Origin of the sequence: Phycicoccus avicenniae (assembly GCF_050496545.1) — a bacterium.
Classification (GTDB): domain Bacteria; phylum Actinomycetota; class Actinomycetes; order Actinomycetales; family Dermatophilaceae; genus Phycicoccus; species Phycicoccus avicenniae_A.
In genome coordinates this window covers 1-23685 of the sequence record NZ_JBNVZV010000016.1, presented here as the reverse complement: position 1 = coordinate 23685, position 23685 = coordinate 1, and the positions used below count along the sequence as shown (strand labels likewise).

Sequence of the window (23685 nt, the reverse complement as noted above, 5' to 3'; positions counted from 1 at the left end):
GAGCTTGCGCCCGAGCCCTCAGGACCCAACAACGTGTCAGGCACCGGACCCCGCCGGCCGCGTTCCACTCTCCGAAGAGCTGTACTTGCGAGCCGAGCGTTGCTCGGTGCCAAATAATCGATGTTCCACCCTTGAGCACCTGCCAGCCGACATTCGCAGCTGGCCAGGCTCTGGATCGCCGAAGCGACCAGTGCTCCTTAGAAAGGAGGTGATCCAGCCGCACCTTCCGGTACGGCTACCTTGTTACGACTTAGTCCCAATCGCCAGTCCCACCTTCGACGGCTCCCTCTCAGAGAGTTGGGCCACCGGCTTCGGGTGTTACCGACTTTCGTGACTTGACGGGCGGTGTGTACAAGGCCCGGGAACGTATTCACCGCAGCGTTGCTGATCTGCGATTACTAGCGACTCCGACTTCATGGGGTCGAGTTGCAGACCCCAATCCGAACTGAGACCGGCTTTTTGGGATTCGCTCCACCTTACGGTTTCGCAGCCCTCTGTACCGGCCATTGTAGCATGTGTGAAGCCCAAGACATAAGGGGCATGATGATTTGACGTCGTCCCCACCTTCCTCCGAGTTGACCCCGGCAGTCTCCTATGAGTCCCCGCCATTACGCGCTGGCAACATAGAACGAGGGTTGCGCTCGTTGCGGGACTTAACCCAACATCTCACGACACGAGCTGACGACAACCATGCACCACCTGTATACGAGTGTCCAAAGAGTTCGTCATCTCTGACGCGTTCTCGTATATGTCAAGCCTTGGTAAGGTTCTTCGCGTTGCATCGAATTAATCCACATGCTCCGCCGCTTGTGCGGGCCCCCGTCAATTCCTTTGAGTTTTAGCCTTGCGGCCGTACTCCCCAGGCGGGGAACTTAATGCGTTAGCTGCGGCACGGATCTCGTGGAATGAGACCCACACCTAGTTCCCAACGTTTACGGCGTGGACTACCAGGGTATCTAATCCTGTTCGCTCCCCACGCTTTCGCTTCTCAGCGTCAGTAGTGGCCCAGAGACCTGCCTTCGCCATCGGTGTTCCTCCTGATATCTGCGCATTTCACCGCTACACCAGGAATTCCAGTCTCCCCTACCACACTCTAGTCTGCCCGTACCCACCGCAAGTCCGAGGTTGAGCCTCGGATTTTCACGGCAGACGCGACAAACCGCCTACAAGCTCTTTACGCCCAATAATTCCGGACAACGCTCGCACCCTACGTATTACCGCGGCTGCTGGCACGTAGTTAGCCGGTGCTTCTTCTGCAGGTACCGTCACTTTCGCTTCTTCCCTGCTGAAAGAGGTTTACAACCCGAAGGCCGTCATCCCTCACGCGGCGTCGCTGCATCAGGCTTTCGCCCATTGTGCAATATTCCCCACTGCTGCCTCCCGTAGGAGTCTGGGCCGTGTCTCAGTCCCAGTGTGGCCGGTCGCCCTCTCAGGCCGGCTACCCGTCGTCGCCTTGGTGAGCCGTTACCTCACCAACTAGCTGATAGGCCGCGAGTCCATCCCAGACCGAAAAACTTTCCAAGTGGTAGCCATGCGGCTCCGCTTCGTATCCGGTATTAGCTCCGGTTTCCCGGGGTTATTCCAGAGTCTGGGGCAGGTTACTCACGTGTTACTCACCCGTTCGCCACTGATCACTCGGGAGCAAGCTCCCAAGGTCACCGTTCGACTTGCATGTGTTAAGCACGCCGCCAGCGTTCGTCCTGAGCCAGGATCAAACTCTCCGTTGATGTGTGACTCTCGGCAGAACCGAGAAATCGTTACCCTTGGAGGGTTGTTTCACTGGCTGAGCACGAACAACTAGCTCTCGCTGTTGTTCGTTGTCCAACCAAAGGATTTTCGTGCATCGCTCACGTCCCCGGCCTGGTGGCCGGCTGGTTTCACGATGCGACGAGGTTAATTGGCATCGATTTTTGACACGCTGTTGAGTTCTCAAGGTTCGGACGCGCACCAACGAGTTGCTCTGTGAGCTCGTCGTCGGGGCTGACTTCCGTGTGTTCTCCCAGTCGCTGGAAGCAACTGTTCAAACTTACCCGCGGTTCTGCTTGGGCGTCAAATCCGTGTCTCGCTCGTGAGCGGCCGGCTTCGATCGCGCTTGGATCTTCGCGGTGCTTCCCAACTCTAGCACCCTCTCGGGCGCTTCCTCCAACTCGCTCTCTCCGGCCGCTGTGCGTCCGGGGTGAGACCCTCGGGAGTGGGAGCCAACCCCGGGACCGGCCACTTGGTGCGGGGCTGTTCGGCCCTGCCGCTTGGTGTCCGTTCCTCCCTCTCGGGCTGACGTCGAGAACATTAGATGACTCCTCGCGCAGAACACAAATCGCCTCGGTCGCTCGAGGGGTCCATCGTGGGCTGGAACGACGAAACCCGCTGCGGCGCAGCGGGTTTCGTCCTCAAAATTTGTCCTCAGACCGGTTCTGGGGCCTCCAGGCGGCCCGCGGCGAGGTTCTTGCGGCCCCTCCGGAGCAGCACCACCCCGCCCGCGAGCACGTCGTCCGCACCGAGGACGGCCTCGTCGCCGGCGACCTTCGCGCCATTGACCGAGGCGCCGCCCTCGCCGATGGTGCGCCGGGCCGCGTTGCGGGAGTCGGCCAGCCCGACCGCGACGAGCGCGTCGACGACGGGCATCCCCACGTGGACCACTCCCCCGGGCAGCTCGGCCGCGGCGTCCCGCAGCGTGGGTCCGTCGAGGGCACGCACGTCGCCCTTCCCGAAGAGCGCCTCGCTCGCGGCCTGGACCGCCTCGGTCGCGGCCGCACCGTGGACGAGGGTCGTCACGTCGGCGGCAAGGGTGCGCTGGGCCGCCCGCTTCCACGGCTCCTCGGCCAGCTGGCGCTCGAGCTCGGCGACCCCCTCCCGGGTGCGGTCGGTGAGCACCTTCAGCAGCGTGACCACCGAGGCGTCCTCGACGTTGAGCCAGTACTGGAAGAACGCGTACGGGCTCGTCATGTCGGCCGAGAGCCAGATGGCGTTGCCCGCGCTCTTGCCGAACTTCTCCCCCGAGCTGTCGGTGAGCAGCGGCGTGGTCAGGAGGTGCACCGAGCGCCCCTCCGCCCGGTGGATGAGGTCCGCGCCGGCGACGAGGTTGCCCCACTGGTCGCTGCCGCCGGTCTGGAGCGTGCAGCCGTACGAGCGGTAGAGCTCGAGGTAGTCCAGGCCCTGGAGCAGCTGGTAGCTGAACTCCGTGTACGAGATGCCCTCGTCGCTGTTCAGCCGGGCGGCGATCGCGTCCTTCTTGACCATCTGGTTGACGCGGAAGTGCTTGCCGACGTCCCGGAGGAAGTCGAGGGCGCTCAGCCCTTCGGTCCAGTCGAGGTTGTTGACGAACACCGCCGGGTTGTCGCCGGCGGTGTCGAGGAAGGGCCGCACCTGGTCCTGGATGCGGGCCACCCACTCAGCCGTCTGCTCCTTGGTCTTGAGCACCCGCTCGGACGTCGGTCGAGGGTCGCCGATGAGGCCGGTCGAGCCCCCGACGAGGCAGATCACCCGGTGCCCCGCCCGCTGCAGGTGTCGCAGGAGGACGAGCTGGACGAGGTTGCCGAAGTGCAGCGAGGGCGCGGTGGGGTCGAAGCCGCAGTACGCCGTGACGGGCCCGTCGGCGAGTGCCCCGCGCAGCGCGGACTCGTCGGTGGTCTGCGCCACCAGTCCCCGCCACTGCAGCTCGTCGAGGATGTCGGTCACGGTGCTCGCCCCTTTTCGGCCTGGTGCGCCGGCGGTCGCCGGCCCGCCCAGCCTGCCACGCCGCAACCCGGTGGACGCAGCCGCCACCAGCGGGTGGGATGGGCGGGTGCAGCCCCTCCACGACGACGAGATCCCCGTCTCCCCCGCGCTGCTGCGCACCCTCGTCGCGACCGTGCCGGGGCTGGCCGGCGCACCCGTGCATCCGGTCGGCGGCACGGGCACCGACCACGTCCTCGCCCGCGTCGGTGACGAGCTGGTGCTCCGGGTGCCCCGCACCGCCGGTGCGGCCACCAGCCTGCTCGCCGAGGTCGGGCACCTCGCGGCGGTCGCGCCCCACGTGCCGGTCCCGGTGCCGGAGGTGCTCCACGTCGGGGAGCCCGCCGCCGGCTACCCCCACCCGTGGGCGCTCCTGCGCTGGATCGACGGCACGGACGCCTGGGACGCGCGCGACGGGCTCGAGGACCCGCACGGGGACGCCCTCGCCGCCGACCTCGCGGACCTCGTCCTCTCGCTGCGGGCCGCCCCGGCGCTGCCCGTCCCCCGCCGCACCGCCGGGCAGCGCGGCGGCCCCCTCGACAGCGTGCTCGAGCGCTCGCGGCGGTGGGTCGCCGGCGCCGAGGACCCCCTCCCGACCTGGGTGGACACCGGTGCGGTCCTGCGCCTGGTCGAGCGCAGTGCGAAGGCCGCCGACGACGACGTCCCCTACGTGCTCACGCACGGCGACCTCATCCCGGGCAACGTCCTGGTCCGCGACGGGCGCCTCGCGGCGGTCATCGACTGGGGGTACGGCTCGCTCGCCGACCCCGCGCTCGACCTCGTGGCCGGATGGTCCCTCCTCGGCCCACGCGCCCGCGCCACCTTCCGGGAGGCGGTGGCCGCCGACGAAGCGACCTGGGAGCGGGCCCGCGCCAACGCCCTCGAGCAGGCCCTCGGCGCGCTGGGCTACTACACCGCCCGGCCGCACGCGCTCGCCGACGTCATGGCCCGCACCCTGTGCCGCATCCTCGACGAGGCCGCGGCGTGAGCCCGGCTCACCCCCGCCGCATCGCCGTCGTCGGGGGCGGCGTCAGCGGGCTCGCGCTGGCCGCCGCCCTCCCGCGCACCGCCGAGGTCGTGCTCCACGAGGCCCAGCCCGAGCGGGCCGGGGCCGGGTGGACGCTGGTCCTCGGGCCGTGGGTGCGGCCCGCCCTGCACCGGCTCGGCGTCCTCGACGCGGTGGTCCGCGCCGGCACGCCGGTCGGGCCCGGGCGCCTCCTCGCCCTCGACGGCCGCCCGCTGACCCCTGCCCACGACGCCCACCTCCTGGCGGTGCCCCGACCCGCCCTGCTCGCCGCGCTGGGCGGAGCGCTCGGCCCGTCCGTCCGCGTCGTGCACGACGAGGTCCTCGACCCGGCCGCGCTCGACGGCGACCTCGTCGTCGGGGCCGACGGCGTGCGCAGCCGGGTGCGCGCCCTCGTCGACCCGGCCGGGGCCGAGCGGCTGGTCACGCCGTGGGTGGCGCTGCGCGGACGGCTCGGCACCACCCCGGCACGCGAGGACGTCGGCGAGTACTGGGGTCCCGGGATGCTCGCCGGCGTCGTGCCCTCACCCGGCGGCGGCTACTGGTTCACGACGCACCGCAGCGCGCTCGGGCCGGAGCCGCTCGACGTCCCGGAGGTGCTCGCCGAGGCCCGCCGGGCCGCGACCGGCGCCGCGCCGGTGGTGCGCGCACTGCTCGACGATGCCTCGGGCGCCACCGCCACCCGCCTCTGGGTGGCGCCGCCGCTGCGGCGCTACGTGCGGGACCGGTACGTCGTGCTCGGCGACGCCGCGCACGCGATGACGCCGAACCTCGGCCGTGGCGCCGGGGAGGGCCTGCTCGACGCGGTGACCCTGGCCGACCATCTCGCCGGCCACCGGTCCCTCGTGACCTGGCAGGTGCGCCGGCTGCCCCGGACGAGGGTCGCCCGCGCGGCCTCCTCGGCGGTCATGCGCCTGGCCCTCCTCGGACCCGGCCACGCGCTGCGCGACCGGGCGCTGCGGCTCAGCCTCGGCGCCGCCGGACCGCGGGCCGGTAGGCGCTGACGGTCGGCTCGCCGTCGAGCCAGAACCGCCACGGGTACACCTCGCCGTCGCCGCCGGCACCGCTCACGCCCACCCGCGGCCCGGTCCGGACGGCCGGCGCCGGCACCTGCTCGTCGGCGAGCTCCAGGTGCCCGTCGGTCGCGGGGTCGAGCAGGTTCAGCCCGTTCTCGGCGCGCCCGAGCGCCAGGGTCGTCGCGAGCCGGGCCGGGCCCCGGGCCCAGTCCCGCTCGCGCACCCCGGCACGGCGGCCGGCCGCGAGCCCGTGGCCCGCGACGACCTCGCCGGCCCGCAGCAGGACGGCCGAGGCCTCGCCCGCTGGGCCGGTGACGACGTTGGCGCAGAAGTGCATCCCGTAGGTGAAGTAGACGTAGAGCCGACCGGCCGGGCCGAACATCACCTCGGTGCGCGGCGTGCGGCCGCGGTACGCGTGCGACCCGGGGTCGGCCGACCCCGCGTAGGCCTCGACCTCCGTGAGCCGCACGGTCACACCGGCGTGCGTCACGCGGGCACCGAGCAGCGCCGGGGCGACGTCGAGGACGTCACCGGCCAGCAGCCCGGCGAGCACGGTCAGCGTGCGACCGGGAGGTCGCCGGCCCAGGCCCGGGCGTCGGCGACCGCACCCACCACGCGCTCGAGCTGCTCGGCGACGCGCACCGGGGCGGTGCCGCCGAGGGCGGACCGCGAGGCCAGCGACCCCTCGACGGAGAGCACCTCGCGGACCCCGGGCGTCAGGTGCTCGGAGATGCCGCGCAGGTCCTCGTCGGAGAGGTCCCACAGCTCGATGCCCCGCTCCTCGCACGCGCGCACGCAGGCGCCGGCGACCTCGTGGGCCACCCGGAACGCCACGCCCTGGCGCACGAGCCACTCGGCGACGTCGGTGGCCAGCGAGAAGCCCTGCGGCGCGAGCGAGGCCATCCGCTCGGTGTGGAAGGTCAGCGTGGCGACCATCCCGGAGAAGGCCGGCAGCAGCACCTCGAGGGTGTCGACCGCGTCGAAGACCGGCTCCTTGTCCTCCTGGAGGTCGCGGTTGTAGGCCAGCGGCAGCGCCTTGAGCGTCGTCATCAGGCCGGCGAGGTCGCCGACCAGCCGCCCGGCCTTGCCGCGCGCCAGCTCGGCGACGTCGGGGTTCTTCTTCTGCGGCATGATGCTCGACCCGGTCGAGTAGGAGTCGTCGAGCGTGACGAACGAGAACTCCTTGGTCGCCCAGAGGATGACCTCCTCGGCGAGCCGCGAGACGTCGACGGCCGTCATCGCGAGGACGAAGGAGAGCTCGGCGACGAAGTCGCGGGCGGCGGTGCCGTCGATGGAGTTCTCGACCGCGCCGGCGAAGCCGAGGTCGGCGGCCACGGCCTCGGGGTCGAGCCCGAGCGAGGAGCCGGCGAGCGCCCCGGCGCCGTACGGCGACAGCGAGGTGCGCGCGTCCCAGTCCCGCAGCCGCTCGACGTCGCGCAGCAGCGGCCAGGCGTGGGCGAGCAGGTGGTGCGAGAGGAGCACCGGCTGGGCGTGCTGGAGGTGGGTGCGCCCCGGCATCGGCACGCCAAGGTGCGTGCGGGCCTGCGCCACGAGGGCGTCGACGACGTCGAGGACGAGCCCGGCGACGACCCGGGCGTGCTCGCGCAGGTACATCCGGAAGAGGGTGGCCACCTGGTCGTTGCGCGAGCGCCCAGCCCGGATGCGCCCGCCCACCTCGGGGCCGACCCGCTCGATGAGCCCGCGCTCGAGCGCGGTGTGGACGTCCTCGTCGGACTCGGCGGGCACGAAGGCGCCGGACTCGACGTCGGCGCGCAGCCGCTCGAGGCCGTCGAGCATCGCCTCGAGGGTCGCGTCGTCGAGGAGGCCGGCGGCGTGCAGGACGCGGGCGTGCGCGCGGGAGCCGGCGAGGTCGTGCGGCGCGAGCCGCCAGTCGAAGTGCGTCGACTTCGAGAGCGCGGCGAGCGCGTCGGCCGGGCCGCCGGAGAAGCGCCCGCCCCAGAGGCTGACGGGGGTGCCTGCGGGCTCGGTCACGGGGTGTCCTTCCGGGTGTACGACAGGAGCCGGTCGACGACCTCGCCGCTGCGGGCCGGACCGGAGGTGATGACCATGATGGTGTCGTCGCCGGCGATGGTGCCGAGCACCCCCTCGACGGAGGTGTGGTCGATCGCCGAGGCGAGGAAGTTCGCGGCGCCGGGCGGGGTGCGCAGGACGACGAGGTTGGCGGAGTGCTCGGCCGAGACGAGCAGCTCCTGGCAGCGCGCGGCCAGCCGCGACGTGCGCTCGTCCTCGTCGGCGGCGGGCCGCACGGTGCGGTCGCCACCCTCGCCGGGCACGGCGTAGACGAGGGACTTGCCGACGCGCACGCGCTCGGCCCCGACGTCGACGAGGTCGCGCGAGAGCGTGGCCTGGGTGACCTCGATGCCGTCGCCGGCGAGGAGGTCGAGCAGCTCGGTCTGGCTGCGCACCGGCGTGGCCTGCAGGATCTCGGTGATCCGCTGCTGGCGGGCGGCGCGCGAGGTGGAGACCGTCATCGCCCGGCCTCCGCCTGCTCGACCAGCCAGGACAGCAGCGCCTTCTGCGCGTGCAGCCGGTTCTCGGCCTCCTGCCACACGTGCGAGCGCGGGCCGTCGATGACCTCGGCGCTCACCTCGTGGCCGCGGTAGGCCGGCAGGCAGTGCAGGAAGAGCGCGGCGGGACCGGCGTGGGCCATGAGGTCCTCGTCGACGGCGTACTTCGTGAACGGGCTGCCCTCGCCCTTGCGCTCGTCGGCCTCGCCCTCCTGCCCCATCGACACCCAGGTGTCGGTGACGACGACGTCGGCCCCGTGGACGGCGGCGAGCGGGTCGTCGGTGACGAGCACCGAGCCGCCGGTGGTCGCGGCGACCTCCTCGGCCCGGGTCACGTGCTCCTGCTTCGGGAGGTGGGAGGTCGGGGTGCCGATGCGCACGTGCATCCCGGCCGTGGCACAGCCCAGCAGGTAGGAGTGCGCCATGTTGTTCGCGCCGTCGCCGACGTAGGCGAGCGTGCGGCCGGTGAGGTCCCCGAGCAGCTCGCGCAGGGTGAGCAGGTCGGCGAGCACCTGGCAGGGGTGGAAGTCGTCGGTCAGCGCGTTCACCACCGGCACGCCGGCGAACGCGGCCATCTCCTCGAGGTGCGACTGCTCGAAGGTGCGCCAGACGACCGCGGCCGACTGGGGTCCGAGGATGCGGGCGACGTCGGCCACGGACTCGCGCACCCCGACGCCGGCGAGCCGGCCGTCGACGACCATCGGGAAGCCGCCGAGCCCGGAGACCGCCCCGACGAAGGAGACCTGGGTCCGCAGCGTCGGCTTGTCGAAGAGGATCGAGACCGTGCGCGGGCCCTCGAGGCACCGGTCCGAGAACGGCGCGGCCTTGAGCGCCAGCGCGCGGTCGAGGACCTCGGCCTGCTCGGCGGGCGAGAGGTCGTCGTCGCGCAGGAAGTGGCGCAGGGTCATCGGGTCTCCTCCGTCGCGAGGTCGAGCAGCCCCGGCAGGGCGTCGACGAACAGGTCGAGCTGGTCGGTGGTGACGACGAGCGGCGGCGCGAGCCGGACGGCGTCGGGCGCCACGGGGTTGAGGATGAGCCCCGCCTCGCGCCCGTGGGCCGCGACGGCCGGCGACCACGGGCCCGCGAGGGTGACCGCGCGCAGCAGGCCGCTCCCCCGGATGCCGGTGACGCGCGGGTCGCCGAGGGCGTGGATGCGCCGCTCCAGGTGCTCGCCCGCGGCTCGCACGTGGGCGAGCAGCCCCTCGGACTCGATGGTGTCGAGGACGGCCAGCCCGGCGGCACAGGCCAGCGGGTTGCCGCCGAAGGTCGAGCCGTGCTGGCCGGCGGTGAGCATCCCGCTGACCTCCGGGCCGAAGGTGACGAGCGCCCCGATGGGGATGCCGCCGCCGAGGCCCTTGGCCAGGGTCATCGCGTCGGGCACGACGCCGGCCTGCTGCCAGGCGAACCACGAGCCGGTGCGCCCGACGCCGGTCTGGATCTCGTCGAGGACGAGGAGGGCGCCGGCGGCGGTGGTCAGCTCACGGGCGGCGCGCAGGAACTCGGCCGATGCGGGGACGACCCCGCCCTCGCCCTGGATGGGCTCGAGCACGACGGCCGAGGTGTCGGCGCCGACGGCGGCCTCGAGCGCGGCGACGTCGCCCCACGGCACGTGGACGACACCGGGGAGCAGCGGCTCGAACGGCTCGCGGTAGGCCGGCTTGTGGGTGAGCGCCAGTGCCCCGGTGGTGCGGCCGTGGAAAGCACCCTCGGCGGCGACGATGCCGGTGCGGCCGGTGCGCCGCGCCAGCTTGACCGCGGCCTCGATGGCCTCGGCTCCGCTGCTGCAGAAGAAGACCGCCGAGCCGGCGGGGGCGTCGGCCACCTGCAGGATGCGCTCGGCGAGCTCGACCTGCGGGACGGAGGTGTAGAAGTTCGAGACGTGCACGAGCTGGCCCGCCTGCTTCGACACGGCGGCCACGAGCGCAGGATGGTTGTGCCCCAACGCGTTCACGGCCAGGCCGCCGACGAGGTCGAGGTAGCGGCGGCCGTCGACGTCCCAGACCCACGCGCCGTCACCGTGCTCGAGGACGAGCTGCGGGCGGCCGAAGACCTGCACGAGGGCGGACTCGTAGCGGCCGAGGTACTCCTCGGTGTGGCCGGCCGGGGCGGCGGCGTCAGGCATCGGTCTCCTCCTCGTCCGGCAGGACCATCGTGCCGATGCCCTCGGAGGTGAAGACCTCGAGGAGCAGGCTGTGCGGCTGGCGTCCGTCGACCACGTGCGCCTGCGGCACACCGGACTCCACGGCCCGGATGCAGGCCTCGAGCTTCGGGATCATCCCGGCGTCGACGCGTGCGAGCAGCTCTCGGGCCGCGGAGACCCGCAGCTCGGACAGCAGCGAGCCGCGGTCCGGCCAGTTCGCGTAGACGCCCTCGACGTCGGTCAGGACGACGAGCTTGCGCGCCCCGAGCGCGGCGGCGAGCGCCGCGGCGGCGGTGTCGGCGTTGACGTTGAGCACCTGCCCGTCCTCGTCGAGGTCGGGGGCGATGGTGGAGACGACGGGGATGCGGCCGGCGTCGAGGAGGTCGAGGACCGCGGCGGGGTCGACGTGCACGACGTCGCCGACGAGCCCGATGTCGTGCTCCTCGCCGTCGACCGTGACCCCGCGGCGACGCGCGCCGAAGAGGCCGGCGTCCTCGCCGGAGAGCCCGACGGCGACGGGGCCGTGCTGGTTGAGCAGCCCGACGAGCTCGCGCCCGACCTGGCCGGTGAGGACCATCCGGACGACGTCCATCACCTCGGGCGTCGTGACGCGCAGGCCGCCCCGGAACTCGGACTCCAGGCCGAGCCGGTCGAGCATCGCCTTGATCTGCGGGCCGCCGCCGTGGACGACGACCGGGCGCAGGCCGGCGAAGCGCAGGAACGCGACGTCCTGGGCGAACGCGGCCTTGAGGGCGTCGTCGGTCATCGCGTTGCCGCCGTACTTGACGACGACGAGGGCGCCGCGGAAGCGCTCGAGCCAGGGCAGCGCCTCGACGAGGGTCTGGGCCTTGGACTGGGCGACCCGCAGCGCGGCGGCGTCGATCGCGCCGCGCAGCGCCGTCTGCTCGGGTGGGGTCATCGGGGCCTCCGTCCCGCTCGCCGGTGCGCTCACGTGGAGTACGCCGAGTTCTCGTGGACGTAGTCGTGGGTCAGGTCGTTGGTCCACACGGTGACGGCGGCGTCACCGGCGTGGAGGTCGACGACGACCCGCACCTCGCGGGCGGAGAGGTCGACCAGCGTGCGGTCCTCGCCGACGCCGCCGGACCGGCACACCTGCACGCCGTTCATCGAGACGTCGAGGCCGGCGGGGTCGAAGGCGGCGGCGGTGGTGCCGACGGCGGCGAGGACGCGGCCCCAGTTGGGGTCGCCCCCGAAGACCGCGCACTTGAAGAGGTTGTTGCGGGCGACGGACCGGGCGACCTCGAGGGCGTCGTCCTCGGTGGCGGCGCCGCGGACCTCGACGGCGATGTCGTGGTGCGCGCCCTCCGCGTCGGCGACGAGCTGCCGGGCGAGGTCGGCGCAGACGGCCGTGAGGGCCTCGGTCAGCTCGTCGGCGCCGACCTCGACGCCCGAGGCGCCGGAGGCGAGGAGGACGACGGTGTCGTTGGTCGACATGCAGCCGTCGGAGTCGATGCGGTCGAAGGTCGTGCGGGTGGCCGCGCGCAGGGCCGGGTCGAGGTCGGCCGGGTCGAGCACGGCGTCGGTGGTCACCACGACGAGCATCGTCGCGAGGGCCGGCGCGAGCATCCCGGCGCCCTTGGCCATCCCCCCGACCGACCAGCCGTCGCGCTCGGCGTGCGCGGTCTTGGCGACGGTGTCGGTGGTCATGATCGCCTCGGCGGCGGCCGGGCCACCGTCGGGCGCGAGGGAGCCGGCCGCGGCGTCGATGCCGCCGAGCAGGCGCTCCATCGGGAGGCGCTCGCCGATGAGACCGGTCGAGCAGACGACGACGTCTCCGGGGGCCACGTCGAGGAGGCCGCCCACGTGCTCGGCGGTGGCGTGGGTGTCCTGGAAGCCCGGGGCCCCGGTGCAGGCGTTGGCGCCCCCGCTGTTGAGGACGACGGCGTCGGCCCGGCCGTCGGCGACGACGGTGCGCGACCAGGTGACCGGCGCGGCCTCGACCCGGTTGGACGTGAAGACCGCGGCGGCGTGGTGGTCGGGGCCGTCGTTGACGACGAGCGCGACGTCCGGGCGGCCCGAGGCCTTGAGCCCGGCGACGACACCGGCGGCGCGGAAGCCGCGGGGGGTGGTGACGGACATCAGGACCGACCTCCGGTGAGCGTCGAGGGGGTGATGACGAAGCCGGCGCGGCGCCAGGCCGCCGCGGCGTCCTCGCGGCGTCCGGTGGGGACGAGGACCCAGTCGGTGTCGAAGGTCGAGAGGCCGAGGACGGAGATCTGTGCGTCGACGAGGGGCGCGAGGATCTCGGCGAAGACGCCGACCGCCGAGAAGTCGAGCGGGCCGGCGACCTCGACGGCCCGGAACGGACCCTCGGTGCGGGAGCCGCGCGGGACCGAGGCCGTCGCGCAGACCACCGAGGTCTCGTCGGCGGTGCGCGTCAGCGAGGCGAGGGGGCCGGTGTTCCAGTCGAACGCCGGGTCCTCGCCCCCGGGCAGCCGGACGACGGACACATCCTCCGGGTGCTCCATGAGGTGCAGGGGCATGGTGCTCACGGGGCCACCCCCGCGACCGGGAGGCCGGCGGTCTCGGGCAGGCCGAGCGCGAGGTTGAGGCACTGCACCGCGGCCCCGGCCGTGCCCTTGGTCAGGTTGTCGACGGCGGCGACCACGACGACGCGGCCGACCCGCTCGTCGAGGACGACCTGGAGGTGGACGCAGTTGCTGCCGAGGACGTTCGCGGTGCTCGGCCAGCGACCCTCGGGCAGCAGGTGGACGAAGGGCTCGTCGGCGTAGGCGTCGGCCCAGGCGGCCCGCACGGTCGCGGCGGCGGTGCCGGGGACGACCCGGGCGGTGCAGGTGGCGAGGATGCCTCGGGGCATCGGGGCGAGGGTCGGGGTGAACGAGACGGTGACCGGGCCGGCGCCGGCCGCCGAGAGGTTCTGCTCGATCTCGGGGGTGTGCCGGTGGACCCCGCCGACGCCGTAGGGCGACATCGCGCCCATCACCTCGGAACCGAGGAGGTGCGCCTTGAGGGCCTTGCCCGCGCCCGAGGTGCCCGAGGCCGCGACGACCGTGACGTCGGCCGGCTCGAGGACGCCCGCGACGAGGCCGGGGGCGAGGGCGAGAGAGACGGCGGTCGGGTAGCAGCCGGGGACCGCGATGCGGGTGGCGCCGGCGAGGGCCGCGCGCTGCGGGCCGTAGGCGGTCGGCAGCTCGGGCATCCCGTAGGGCCAGGAGCCGGCGTGCGGGGTGTCGTAGAACGCGGTCCAGGCCGCGGCGTCGCGCAGCCGGAAGTCGGCGCCGCAGTCGACGACGACCACGTCGTCGCCGAGCTCGGCGGCGAGCGCGGCCGAGTGGCCGTGCGGCAGGGCGAGGACGACGGCGTCGTGGCCGGCGAGGACCTCGGGGGTGGTGTCCTGCAGGACGCGGTCGGCCAGCGGCGTCAGGTGCGGGTGGATGCTTCCCAGCGACTGCCCGGCGTTGCCGCCCGCCGTGACGGCGCCGACCTCGAGGTCGGGGTGACCGAGGAGCAGCCGGAGGACCTCTCCCCCGGCGTACCCGCTCGCTCCGGCGACGGCGACCCGCATCGACATGTGCATGACCATACAGGATCCAGAACATCCATGCACTTGCCGCCCGGACCGCGAGCGGGCTCGGGGCGTCCATCGATCGACACATTCGACGATTGTTGGACGCGAGGGCCGAGCCGGCCGACGTCCATCGATCGACACATTCGACGATTGCTGGACGTCCGTGTCGTGGCGGAGGACCTCAGGCGAGGGGGTCGCCCTCACGCAGGACGAGGTCGAGCATCCGCTCCTCCGGCTCGAGCCCGCGCGCGACCATCGCCCGCAGCGACTCCGGGGTGTCGATGCCGGCGCGCACGAACCGCCCCGAGAGGGCGTCGAGCTCCCCGGAGGCCAGCGCCAGCACGAGGGCGCTCACCTCCTCGGGCGAGGTCCACTCGGTGCGGCCCTCGTGCGCCTCCATCGCCTCGGTCATGTCGGTGCGCACGACCCCCGGCATGAGGTCGAAGGCCCGGATGCCCCGGTCCCACCCGGCGAGGTGCGTCGACCCGGTGATGCGCGCCAGCGCCGTCTTGCTGACGTTGTAGGCGCTGGCCTGCGCACCCGCGCGGCGTCCGGCGCCCGAGTTGAGGTTGACGACCCGGCCGCCACCCGCGGCCAGCAGCTGCGGCGCGACGAGCCAGGTCATCAGGTAGGCGCCGCGGACGTTGACCTCGACGGTGTGCCACCACTCGTCGGGGTCGGAGGCGAGGAGGTCGACCTCGGTGTCGATGACCCCGGCGTTGTTGACCAGCAGGTCGATGCGCCCCTGCCGCTCGACGACCTCGGCCACCCATGCGGCCAGCGCCTCGCGGTCGGTGACCGGCGCCACGGTCGAGGAGCCGCGCTCGACGACCCATCCGGCGTCCTCGAGGGCCATCGCCAGGTGCCGCCCGATGCCCCGCGAGGCGCCGGTGACGACGGCGACGAGGTGCCCGCCGCGCCCGGCACCGACCTCGGTGTCGGGAACGGGCGTGACGTCGCCGTCGTCGTCGACCGGCTCGGCGATGGGGTCGCTCACGCGCGCTGCACCGCTCCGTGGGCCGAGGCCGCCGCGGCGACGGCGGCGTCGCGCAGGGCGGAGACCTCGTCGGTGGTCAGCGTGCGCTCCGGGGAGCGGAAGGTGAGCCGGTAGGCCAGGCTGCGGCGCCCCTCCCCCACCTGGTCACCCTCGTAGACGTCGAAGAGCCGGACCTCCTCGAGGAGGTCGCCCCCGCCGGACACCAGCGCCTCGCGCACCAGCGCCGCCGGCACCGACCGGTCGACGACGAGCGCGACGTCGCTCTGCGCCATCGGGAAGGTCGCCAGCGTGCGCGCCGAGACCGTGCGGTCGGCGGCGCGGGTCAGGGCGTCGAGGTCGAGCTCGGCGCCCACCGTGCGCGCCGGCAGCCCGAGGGCCGCGACGACCTTGGGGTGCAGCTCGCCGGCGTGGCCGAGGACTGTGCCGTCGGCCAGCGCGACGCGCGCGCACCGGCCCGGGTGCCACGGCATCGCGGCGTCGGCGGTGACGACGACCTCCACCGCGAGCGCCTGCGCCAGCGCCTCGACGAGCTCGAGCACGTCGGGCAGCTCGGCCCGCCGGCCCGCACCCCACCACCCGGCCCGGTCGCGGTCGCCCGCGAGCAGGATCCCGAGGTGACGCGGCTGCGGCGGCACGGCGGCCCGGATGGCGTCGAGCGTCGCCTCCGACGGGCGGACCCCCACGTCCTCGGTCGGCGCCGCGGACTGCGGGCCGGTGAGCGCGGTGACGAGCCCCAGCTCGAAGAGCCCGACGTCCTTGGCACCGCGGGAGACGTTGCGGCGCAACGCATCCACCATCGTCGAGACGAGAGAGGTGCGCATGAACGGCTGCTCGTCCGAGAGCGGGTTGGCGATGCGGACCGTGCGGGCCGTCTCGGCGTCGACGTCGAGACCGAGGTCGGCGAGCCGGTCGGCGCCGACGAACGGCGCACTCCAGACCTCCGAGAGGCCCTGCCCCGCAAGGAGGTTCGCGACGACACGGCGGACCCGCTGCGGCTGGGTCAGCCCCGAGCCGCCGGGCGGGGTCGGCAGCACCGACGGGATGCCCTCGTACCCCCGGATGCGGGCGACCTCCTCGACGAGGTCCTCCGCGGTCGTGAGGTCCGGGCGCCAGGTGGGAGGCACCACGGTCAGCTCGTCGGCGTCGCCGGACACCGAGCAGCCGATCTGCTCGAGCACCCCGACCACGGTGGCGCGGTCGTAGTCGACGCCGACGATGCGGGACGGGAAGCCCACCGACATCGAGACGCTCGCCGGCGCTGCGACGGAGCCGACGTCGGTCACGGCGTCGTCCGCCGTGCCCCCGCCGTAGCGGACGAGCAGGTCGACCACGAGCTGCACCGCCGCCGGCGGCAGCTGCGGGTCGACACCGCGCTCGAAGCGCCGCGACGCCTCGGACGGCAGACGGTGACGCCGGGCCGAGCGCGCGATCGAGACGGGGTCGAAGTGCGCGGCCTCGACGAGCACGTCGGTGGTCGAGGCCGACACCTCGGTGGAGGCGCCGCCCATCACGCCGGCGATGCCGATCGGGGTGTTGCCGCCGTCGGTGATGAGCAGGTCCTCGGGGACGAGGGTGCGCTCGACGTCGTCGAGGGTCGTCATCTTCTCCCCCGCCCGGGCCCGGCGCACGACGATGCGCTCGCCGAGGCGGGCCAGGTCGTAGGCGTGCAGCGGCTGGCCGAGGCCGAGCATCACGTAGTTCGTGACGTCGACGGCCAGCGAGATCGGGCGCATCCCCGCCTCGGTGAGCCGGGCCCGCATCCAGGCCGGGCTCGGGGCCGAGGCGTCGATGCCGCGCACGACCCGCGCGACGAACCGGTCGCAGCCGACCCGGCCGCGGATCGGGGCCTCGTCGGCGAGCTCCACGGGGTACCCGCCCGGACCGCCCGCCGGGGCCGCCGCCGCGAGCGCGGTCACCGGGTCGGTGAACTCCGCACCCGTCGCGTGCCCGTACTCGCGCGCCACGCCGCGCACCGAGAAGCAGTACCCGCGGTCGGGGGTGACGTTGACCTCGACGGTCTCGCGGTCCAGACCGAGGATCGCGATGGCGTCGGCACCCGGGACGCAGCGCGCGAGCGACTCGGGGTCGTCCGCGAAGCGCCGCGTGAGGACGATGATGCCGTCGTGGTCCTCGCCGAGGCCCAGCTCCCGCTCGGAGCAGATCATCCCCGCCGAGACGTGCCCGTAGGTCTTGCGCGCGGACACCTCGAGCGGACCCTGCGGCGTCGGCAGCACGCCACCGGGCAGGATCACCGGCACCAGGTCGCCCGCCTCGAAGTTGTGGGCGCCGCAGACGATGCCCTGGGGCTCACCCGTGCCGTTGGCCGAACCGACGTCCACCGAGCACCAGTTGATCGTCTTGCCGTTCTTCTGCGGCTCCTTCTCGAGCGTCAGGACGCGCCCGACGACGAGCGGCCCGCTGACGCCGCCACCGTGCAGGCCCTCCTCCTCGAGCCCGACGGCGACGAGCGAGGCCGCGATGTCGGCCCCCGTCGCCTCCGCCGGCACCGCGACGTACTCGCGCAGCCAGTCGACCGGAACCCGCATCAGATCTCCATCCCGAACTGTGCGTCGAAGCGCACGTCACCCTCGATCATGTCGCGCATGTCGCTGACGCCCGTGCGGAACATCAGCGCGCGGTCGATGCCCATCCCGAACGCGAACCCGGTGTAGCGGTCGGGGTCCACGCCGCAGGCCAGCAGCACGTTGCGGTTGACCATCCCGCAGCCGCCCCACTCGATCCAGCCGGTGCCCTTGCAGGTGCGGCAGTCGGGGTCCTCGCCGCGGCAGACGAAGCAGCGCAGGTCCATCTCGGCGCTCGGCTCGGTGAACGGGAAGAACGACGGGCGCAGGCGGGTCGTGATGCCCTCGCCGAACAGCTCGGCGGCCAGCCGGTCGAGGGTGCCCTTCAGGTGGGCCATCGTGATGCCCTCGTCGACGGCCAGCCCCTCGACCTGGTGGAAGGCCGGCATGTGGGTGGCGTCGAGCTCGTCGGTGCGGAAGACCCGACCGATCGCCGCCACGTACACCGGCACGCCCCGGTCGAGCAGGGTGCGCGCCTGCACGGGCGAGGTGTGGGTGCGCAGGACGAGCCCGCCCTCGGGCGGGTCGACGTAGAAGGTGTCCTGCATCTGGCGCGCCGGGTGGTCGGCGTCGAAGTTCAGGGCGTCGAAGTTGAACCACTCCGCCTCGATCTCCGGGCCCTCGGCGTTCTCCCAGCCCATCCCGGTGAAGAGGTCGGCGATGCGCTCGCTCATCAGCTCGATGGGGTGGCGCCGGCCCAGCGGGCGGCGGCCGGTCGGCAGCGTGACGTCGAGGGCCTCCTCGACGAGGATCCGCTCGTCCCGCTCGGCCTCGAGCTCGGCCTGGCGGGCCGTGAAGGCCTGACCGACCCGCCCGCGGGCCTGCCCGACGCGCTTGCCCGCCTCGGCCTTGGCGCTCGGCGGCAGCGCACCGATCTCGCGGTTGGCCAGCGCGAGGGCGCTCTTGTCGCCCTGGTGCGCGCCGCGCACCGCCTTGAGCTCCTCGAGGGTGCCGGCCGCCGCCGCGGCGGCCAGGGCGGCCTCGACCGCGGCGTCGATCGCCTGCGGGTCGAGCGCGGCGACCTCCACGGGGTCGTAGTTCGTGTTGGGTCCGGACATCGCTTCCGCTCTTCGTGGTGGGGGCGCGCCCGAGTCTAGGCAGCGGCACGCCGGGGGCGGGACGGGGATCGGCCCCCGGGCGGTGGGACGGCCGGCGTCGCGCCGGCCGTACGGGTGGCGGCGCTCAGGACGCGCGCGACACCGGGCCCGAGGGCCCGGTAAATCGGCGCGGAGCGGGGGTCACGGCTCCAGCGTAGCGTCGCGGCCGTCCGGCACGGCGACCCGGCGGGGCCGGACGACCTCCGCCGCGGCGGGGCGCTCCGCCTCGGGGGCCGCGGTCGGCGGGGCCGGGCGCCCGGGGCGTCGGGCGAACGCGAGCCCGGCCCCGAGGACTCCGGCGGCGGCGACCGCGAGGAAGCCCGCAGGGGCGCCGAAGTGGTCGATGGCCAGCCCCGCGAGCGGGGCGCCGAGCGAGCCGCCGGCGGTCATCGCGGAGTTGTGCCACCCCATCGCCTCACCCCGGACCTCGGGCGGGACCGCGCGCGCCAGCTCGTCGACCGTCGCCGTGATGGTCGGGGCGCAGAGCAGGCCGGCGAGCAGGGCGAGGACGCCGAGCTGGAACGGGTTGCCGGCCACCGCCATCGGGGCCGTGACGAGGGCGAGCGCGAGCAGCAGCCAGCGCGCGGGGATCTCGCGGGACAACGCCCCGTAGACGAGGCCACCGACGAGCGAGCCGAGACCCCAGAGCACGAGGACGAGGCTGAGCGCCGCCGCGGCCCCCATCTCGCGGACGACGGCGACGAACCCGAGGTCGGACCCGGCGAGCATCACGGTGGTGGCGGCCACGACGCCGATGACGCCGAGGAAGGGCCCGCGCATCCAGGAGCGGGTGGTGACGGCGTGCTGCGCCGGCGCGGGCTCGGACTCCGAGCGGAGCGGCGGGTCGACCAGCCACAGCCCGACCCCGGCGAGCACCCCGCAGGCCTGGACGAGGAAGAGGACCCAGGCGGTCGACCACTGCGTCGCCGCGACGACCACGGCGGCCGGCGCGACCATGAAGGTCACCTCGATGGCCGCCGAGTCGAGCGAGATGGCCGTGCGCCGGTCGGTCTCGTCGACCCCGGCGATGACCGCCTGCCGGATGACCGAGGAGATCGGCACGATGAAGAGGCCGGCCACGGTCGCGAGCCCGAGCAGGGCCCAGTACCCGACCCACGGCGCGATGCCCCAGCAGATGCCGGAGACCAGGACCGACGGGCCGACCACGGCCCGCAGCCCGTGCCGGTCCAGCAGCCGGCCGCGCCACGGCCCGCTGACGGCGATGGCCGTCGTCACGCACGCGGCGAGCAGGCCGGCCATCGCGTAGCTGCGGTCGAGCGTGGTGACGACGTGGAGGGTGACGAGCACCGCCGTCGCGAACATCGGCGCGCGGGTGAGGATGCCGAGGACGAGGGTGCGGCGCAGGGCCGGTCGGGAGAGGACCCGACGGTAGGGCGCGAGGGTCACCGTCGTCACCGGGACACTCTGACATCCGCAGGGCCCCCTCGCCATCCGGAGGGGCGGGCGAGCTCGCATGTGTCGCGCGGCACCGGGGTACGGGAAGGGTGTGAGAGTGCAAGAGGAGTACCGATGCCGAGGAGAGCGATGACGAACGACCCGTACGCAGACCCTGACCGCCTGGGGACCCCCACCGGATCCACGATGGCGAACGGCGCGCCCACCGAGAGCGACGAGCACAGTCTCAGCCTCTCGCCGGACGGCCCGCTGGTGCTGCACGACGTGCACCTGCTGGACACCCTGGCGCACTTCAACCGCGAGAACATCCCGGAGCGCAAGCCGCACGCGAAGGGCTCGGGGGCCTTCGGCACCTTCACCGTCACCCACGACATCACCCGGTACACCAAGGCCGCGGTCTTCCGCCCGGGCGCGACGTCGCGCACGCTGGCGCGGTTCTCGACCGTCGCCGGCGAGCTCGGCTCCCCCGACACCTGGCGGGACGTCCGCGGCTTCTCGGTGCGGTTCTACACCGAGGAGGGCAACTGGGACCTCGTCGGCAACAACACCCCGGTCTTCTTCCTCCGGGACCCGATGAAGTTCCCCCACTTCATCCGCAGCCAGAAGCGCCTCGCCGACTCCGGCCTGCGCGACGGGACGATGCAGTGGGACTTCTGGACCAACTCCCCCGAGTCGGCCCACCAGGTCACCTACCTGATGGGCGACCGCGGCCTGCCGCGCTCGTGGCGGCACATGAACGGCTACGGCTCGCACACCTACCTGATGAGCAACGAGGCCGGCGAGAAGCACTGGGTGAAGTTCCACTTCCACACGCAGCAGGGCGTGGAGAACCTCACGAACGAGGAGGCCGAGCGGATCTCCGGGGCCGACTCCGACTTCCACCGCCGCGACCTCTTCGAGGCGATCGAGCGGGGTGACCACCCGCGCTGGACGATGTTCATCCAGGCGATGCCGTACGCCGAGGCCGGTGACTACCGGTTCAACCCGTTCGACCTGACCAAGGTCTGGCCGCACGGCGACTACCCGCTCGTCGAGGTGGGCACCTTCGCGCTGGACGAGAACCCGGTCAACCACTTCGCCCAGATCGAGCAGGCGGCCTTCGCGCCGAGCAACATCGTCCCGGGCATCGGCTTCTCCCCCGACAAGATGCTGCTGGCACGCGTCTTCTCCTACGCCGACGCGCACCGGGCCCGGGTGGGCACCAACGCCCACCAGCTGCCGGTCAACCGGCCGCTCCCGGAGGTCGAGGAGCGGATGAACCACCTCGTCTTCGACGGCGCCATGAACTACGAGGTCAAGGCCGGCCCGACCTACGTGCCGAACAGCGAGGGGCGCGGCCACGCCGTGCACCGCGGCCCGGTGGACGAGGGCTGGGAGGCCGACGGCACCCTCGTCCGGCAGGCCTACTCGCTGCACGCCGAGGACGACGACTGGACCCAGGCCGGCATGCTCGTGCGCGACGTCTTCGACGACGCCCAGCGCGACCGGTTCGTCGAGACCGTGGCCGGGGCGCTCGGCGGTGTCCGCGAGGACGTCCTGGAGCGGGCGTTCGTCTACTGGAAGAACGTCGACGAGGAGACCGGCAAGCGCATCGAGGAGCGGGTGCGCGCCGGCGAGGGCGACCCGATCCCGGGAGCCGCCGACGAGGAGAAGGCCGAGGTGCGCCAGCCCCTGCCGGAGGCCGCGCACCGCTGAGTCACTCGAGGTCGGGGAAGGTGGCCCGCAGGCGGGCGCCGCCGGTGGGCCCCTCCTCGACCACGACCTCGCCACCGTGGGCCTCCACGAGCCCGCGCACGAGGTACAGGCCCAGGCCCGTGCCGTGCTTGGCGCCGGCCTGCCAGAACCGGCTGAAGACGAGCTCGCGGTGCTGGGGGGCGATGCCGTCGCCGTCGTCGGTGACGACGACGTCGACCGCCGACGGCCCGGCCCACCGCGAGCGCTCGACGGCGATGTGCACCCTGCCCCGGCCGTGCCGAAGCGCGTTGTCGACGAGGTTGGTGAGCACCTGCTCGAGCCGGTCCGGGTCGGCCCAGACGACGTCGACACCGTCCTCGACCTCGACGTCGAACTGCTCGCGCTCGGCGCCGGCGGCGACGCGGCGCTCGACCTGGCCGTCCAGGCGGGCCCGCACCGGCACGGGGACGGCGTGCACGGTCAGCCGTCCGGTGCCGATGCGCGAGGTGTCGAGGAGCTCGGTGATGAGGCGCGTGACGCGGTCGGCATCGGCCTCGATGGTCTCGAGCATCAGCCGCTTCTGCTCGTCGGTGAACCGCTCCCAGTTGCGCAGCAGCGTCGAGGAGAAGCCCTTGACGCCGGTGAGCGGCGAGCGCAGCTCGTGGGCCACGGACGTGAGGAGCGCGGCCGACTCCTTCTCGGCGCGCCGGCGGCCCTCGGCGTCCCGGATGCCCATGACGACCGAGACGACGTCGGTGCCCCGGCCCCGGCGGTTGTACCGGGCGGTGACGAGCAGCTCGCGGCCGCTCGGGAGGACGAGCAGCCGCTCGCGGTGGCCGCTGACGGTGCTCAGCGCGTGCCACGGGTCGGTCAGCTCCCACCACGAGTCGCCCCCGAGGTCCTGCAGCGGGAGGGCCTCGACGACGTCGCGGCCCACGACGTCCGCGGCCCGCAGGCCGGTGATCTGTTCGGCCCGGCTGTTCATGAAGCGCACGGTGCGCTCGGGACCGATGGCGGCCACGAGCCCGTCGGGGATGAACTCCAGGCCGTTGGCCGCGAGCTCGTCCGGGACCAGGTACCGCTGCGGCATGGGCGCACGCTACCCCGCGTCCGGCCTGCTCCCCAGCACCCCCGCCGACGCGTAGAGGCAGATCGTGGCGGCCATCGCGAGGTTGAGCGACTCCGCGTGCCCGTGGATGGGCACCCGGACGACGTCGTCGCAGGCGGCGCGGGTCTCCTCGGGGAGCCCGTGCGCCTCGTTGCCCATGACCCAGCAGTGCGCTCCGGTGAGGTCGGCGTCGGGCAGCAGCGTGGTGCCGACACCGTCGGCGGCGAGGGTGCGGATGCCCGCGGCGCGCAGGGCGGCGAGGGTGCCGTCGACCTCCAGGCCGGTGACGACCGGCAGGTGGAAGAGCGAGCCGGCGGTGGAGCGCACGACCTTGGGCGAGTGCACGTCCACCGAGGCGCCGGTGACGAGCACGGCGTCGGCGCCGGCGGCGTCGGCCCCGCGGATCACGGTGCCGGCGTTGCCGGGGTCGCGGACCGTGGTGAGGAGCACGAGCAGGCGCGGGCGGGCCGCGAGGACGTCCTCGAGGCGCGGCGCGGCGGTGTCCAGCACCGCGAGGACCCCCTGGGGCGCGTCGGCGTCAGCCATCGCGGCGAGCACCTCGGGGCTCACCTCGTGCAGCCAGAGGTCGGCCGCGCGCGCCGGGGCGACGATGTCGTCGGCGTACCGCGCGGCGGCCTCGGGGGTGAGGTAGACGTCGCGGACCCATTCGGGCGCGAAGCGCACGGCCTCGCGCACGCCTTGGGGTCCCTCGACGCCGAAGCGGGCGGGGGGGGCCCCCCCCCCCCCCCGCCGGGGGGGGGGCGCCCCCCCGCCCCCCCCCCCCCCCCCCACCCACCCAACCCCCCCCCCCCCCCCCCCCCCCCGCGCCCCCCCCCCCGCCC

General features: G+C 73.5%; 19 protein-coding genes and 1 rRNA gene. 3 read left to right on the top strand and 17 right to left on the bottom strand.

All coding sequences use genetic code 11. The features are described from left to right. Positions 1-201: 201 nt before the first annotated feature. Positions 202-1727, bottom strand: a 16S ribosomal RNA gene (locus ACQZ2A_RS13840). A 673-nt stretch (positions 1728-2400) separates the two neighbouring features. Continuing rightward, positions 2401-3675 (bottom strand): tyrosine--tRNA ligase, encoded by a 1275-nt coding sequence (tyrS, locus tag ACQZ2A_RS13835; RefSeq protein ID WP_430212078.1) that lies wholly within the window; start codon positions 3673-3675, stop codon positions 2401-2403. A gap of 106 nt (positions 3676-3781) precedes the next feature. On the opposite strand from tyrS, the gene ACQZ2A_RS13830 reads away from it, so the two are divergent. Together ACQZ2A_RS13830 and ACQZ2A_RS13825 are read left to right on the top strand one after the other, a co-directional pair. Continuing rightward, on the top strand, positions 3782-4699 hold the full coding sequence (locus ACQZ2A_RS13830; protein ID WP_430212075.1) for a phosphotransferase: 918 nt from the start codon (positions 3782-3784) through the stop codon (positions 4697-4699). Beyond that, on the top strand, positions 4696-5739 hold the full coding sequence (locus tag ACQZ2A_RS13825; protein ID WP_430212072.1) for an FAD-dependent monooxygenase: 1044 nt from the start codon (positions 4696-4698) through the stop codon (positions 5737-5739). The genes ACQZ2A_RS13830 and ACQZ2A_RS13825 overlap by 4 nt, the downstream gene beginning before the upstream one ends. On the opposite strand, the gene ACQZ2A_RS13820 is transcribed toward ACQZ2A_RS13825, so the two are convergent. From ACQZ2A_RS13820 to ACQZ2A_RS13760, 13 genes are all read right to left on the bottom strand, one after another. Continuing rightward, positions 5699-6304, bottom strand: a complete 606-nt coding sequence (locus ACQZ2A_RS13820; RefSeq protein WP_430212069.1) for a DNA-3-methyladenine glycosylase — start codon at positions 6302-6304, stop codon at positions 5699-5701. The two genes, ACQZ2A_RS13825 and ACQZ2A_RS13820, sit on opposite strands and share 41 nt — an antisense overlap. Positions 6305-6306: 2 nt before the next feature. Then, positions 6307-7743, bottom strand: coding sequence for an argininosuccinate lyase (gene argH, locus ACQZ2A_RS13815; RefSeq protein WP_430212066.1), 1437 nt, complete (start codon positions 7741-7743; stop codon positions 6307-6309). Beyond that, a complete protein-coding gene (locus tag ACQZ2A_RS13810) occupies positions 7740-8243 on the bottom strand; it encodes an arginine repressor (protein WP_430212063.1) in 504 nt (167 codons plus the stop codon). The genes argH and ACQZ2A_RS13810 overlap by 4 nt, the downstream gene beginning before the upstream one ends. Then, on the bottom strand, positions 8240-9187 hold the full coding sequence (argF, locus tag ACQZ2A_RS13805) for an ornithine carbamoyltransferase (RefSeq protein WP_430212061.1): 948 nt from the start codon (positions 9185-9187) through the stop codon (positions 8240-8242). Before argF ends, ACQZ2A_RS13810 begins: the two co-directional genes overlap by 4 nt. Continuing rightward, a complete protein-coding gene (locus ACQZ2A_RS13800) occupies positions 9184-10401 on the bottom strand; it encodes an acetylornithine transaminase (RefSeq protein ID WP_430212058.1) in 1218 nt (405 codons plus the stop codon). The genes argF and ACQZ2A_RS13800 overlap by 4 nt, the downstream gene beginning before the upstream one ends. Further along, positions 10394-11338, bottom strand: a complete 945-nt coding sequence (argB, locus tag ACQZ2A_RS13795; RefSeq protein WP_430212055.1) for an acetylglutamate kinase — start codon at positions 11336-11338, stop codon at positions 10394-10396. Before argB ends, ACQZ2A_RS13800 begins: the two co-directional genes overlap by 8 nt. 29 nt (positions 11339-11367) lie before the next feature. Then, complete coding sequence (gene argJ, locus ACQZ2A_RS13790; RefSeq protein WP_430212052.1) at positions 11368-12519, bottom strand: bifunctional glutamate N-acetyltransferase/amino-acid acetyltransferase ArgJ; 1152 nt, start codon at positions 12517-12519, stop codon at positions 11368-11370. Then, positions 12519-12923 (bottom strand): ACT domain-containing protein, encoded by a 405-nt coding sequence (locus tag ACQZ2A_RS13785; RefSeq protein WP_430212251.1) that lies wholly within the window; start codon positions 12921-12923, stop codon positions 12519-12521. Before ACQZ2A_RS13785 ends, argJ begins: the two co-directional genes overlap by 1 nt. Positions 12924-12928: 5 nt before the next feature. Next, positions 12929-13972 (bottom strand): N-acetyl-gamma-glutamyl-phosphate reductase, encoded by a 1044-nt coding sequence (argC, locus tag ACQZ2A_RS13780; RefSeq protein ID WP_430212049.1) that lies wholly within the window; start codon positions 13970-13972, stop codon positions 12929-12931. 178 nt (positions 13973-14150) lie between these two features. Beyond that, positions 14151-14966 (bottom strand): SDR family NAD(P)-dependent oxidoreductase, encoded by an 816-nt coding sequence (locus ACQZ2A_RS13775; RefSeq protein WP_430212046.1) that lies wholly within the window; start codon positions 14964-14966, stop codon positions 14151-14153. Beyond that, positions 14963-17512: a phenylalanine--tRNA ligase subunit beta gene (pheT, locus tag ACQZ2A_RS13770; RefSeq protein WP_430212043.1), complete on the bottom strand. Its 2550-nt coding sequence runs from the start codon at positions 17510-17512 to the stop codon at positions 14963-14965. The genes ACQZ2A_RS13775 and pheT overlap by 4 nt, the downstream gene beginning before the upstream one ends. Then, positions 17512-18606 carry a phenylalanine--tRNA ligase subunit alpha gene (pheS, locus tag ACQZ2A_RS13765; RefSeq protein WP_430212040.1) on the bottom strand — a complete coding sequence of 365 codons (1095 nt, stop codon included), beginning with the start codon at positions 18604-18606 and terminating at the stop codon, positions 17512-17514. The genes pheT and pheS overlap by 1 nt, the downstream gene beginning before the upstream one ends. Positions 18607-18786: 180 nt before the next feature. Then, positions 18787-20061: an MFS transporter gene (locus ACQZ2A_RS13760; RefSeq protein ID WP_430212038.1), complete on the bottom strand. Its 1275-nt coding sequence runs from the start codon at positions 20059-20061 to the stop codon at positions 18787-18789. 129 nt (positions 20062-20190) lie between these two features. On the opposite strand from ACQZ2A_RS13760, the gene ACQZ2A_RS13755 reads away from it, so the two are divergent. Further along, on the top strand, positions 20191-21756 hold the full coding sequence (locus ACQZ2A_RS13755) for a catalase (protein ID WP_430212036.1): 1566 nt from the start codon (positions 20191-20193) through the stop codon (positions 21754-21756). A gap of 1 nt (position 21757) precedes the next feature. On the opposite strand, the gene ACQZ2A_RS13750 is transcribed toward ACQZ2A_RS13755, so the two are convergent. Together ACQZ2A_RS13750 and ACQZ2A_RS13745 are read right to left on the bottom strand one after the other, a co-directional pair. Continuing rightward, entirely contained in the window at positions 21758-22825 is a 1068-nt protein-coding gene (locus tag ACQZ2A_RS13750) for an ATP-binding protein (RefSeq protein WP_430212033.1), read from the bottom strand. 9 nt (positions 22826-22834) lie between these two features. Next, the gene (locus tag ACQZ2A_RS13745; protein WP_430212030.1) at positions 22835-23635 is read right to left on the bottom strand and encodes a TrmH family RNA methyltransferase; all 801 of its coding nucleotides are present in this window, start codon (positions 23633-23635) and stop codon (positions 22835-22837) included. Positions 23636-23685 lie beyond the last annotated feature (50 nt).

Excerpts from the sequence above, each read along its gene's own strand:
- ACQZ2A_RS13810 (WP_430212063.1), bottom strand. The coding sequence starts at position 8,243 with ATGACGGTCTCCACCTCGCGCGCCGCCCGCCAGCAGCGGATCACCGAG.
- argF (WP_430212061.1), bottom strand. The coding sequence starts at position 9,187 with ATGACCCTGCGCCACTTCCTGCGCGACGACGACCTCTCGCCCGCCGAG.
- ACQZ2A_RS13800 (WP_430212058.1), bottom strand. The coding sequence starts at position 10,401 with ATGCCTGACGCCGCCGCCCCGGCCGGCCACACCGAGGAGTACCTCGGC.
- argB (WP_430212055.1), bottom strand. The coding sequence starts at position 11,338 with ATGACCCCACCCGAGCAGACGGCGCTGCGCGGCGCGATCGACGCCGCC.
- argJ (WP_430212052.1), bottom strand. The coding sequence starts at position 12,519 with ATGTCCGTCACCACCCCCCGCGGCTTCCGCGCCGCCGGTGTCGTCGCC.
- ACQZ2A_RS13785 (WP_430212251.1), bottom strand. The coding sequence starts at position 12,923 with ATGCCCCTGCACCTCATGGAGCACCCGGAGGATGTGTCCGTCGTCCGG.
- argC (WP_430212049.1), bottom strand. The coding sequence starts at position 13,972 with ATGTCGATGCGGGTCGCCGTCGCCGGAGCGAGCGGGTACGCCGGGGGA.
- pheT (WP_430212043.1), bottom strand. The coding sequence starts at position 17,512 with ATGCGGGTTCCGGTCGACTGGCTGCGCGAGTACGTCGCGGTGCCGGCG.
- pheS (WP_430212040.1), bottom strand. The coding sequence starts at position 18,606 with ATGTCCGGACCCAACACGAACTACGACCCCGTGGAGGTCGCCGCGCTC.
- ACQZ2A_RS13755 (WP_430212036.1), top strand. The coding sequence starts at position 20,191 with ATGACGAACGACCCGTACGCAGACCCTGACCGCCTGGGGACCCCCACC.
- ACQZ2A_RS13750 (WP_430212033.1), bottom strand. The coding sequence starts at position 22,825 with ATGCCGCAGCGGTACCTGGTCCCGGACGAGCTCGCGGCCAACGGCCTG.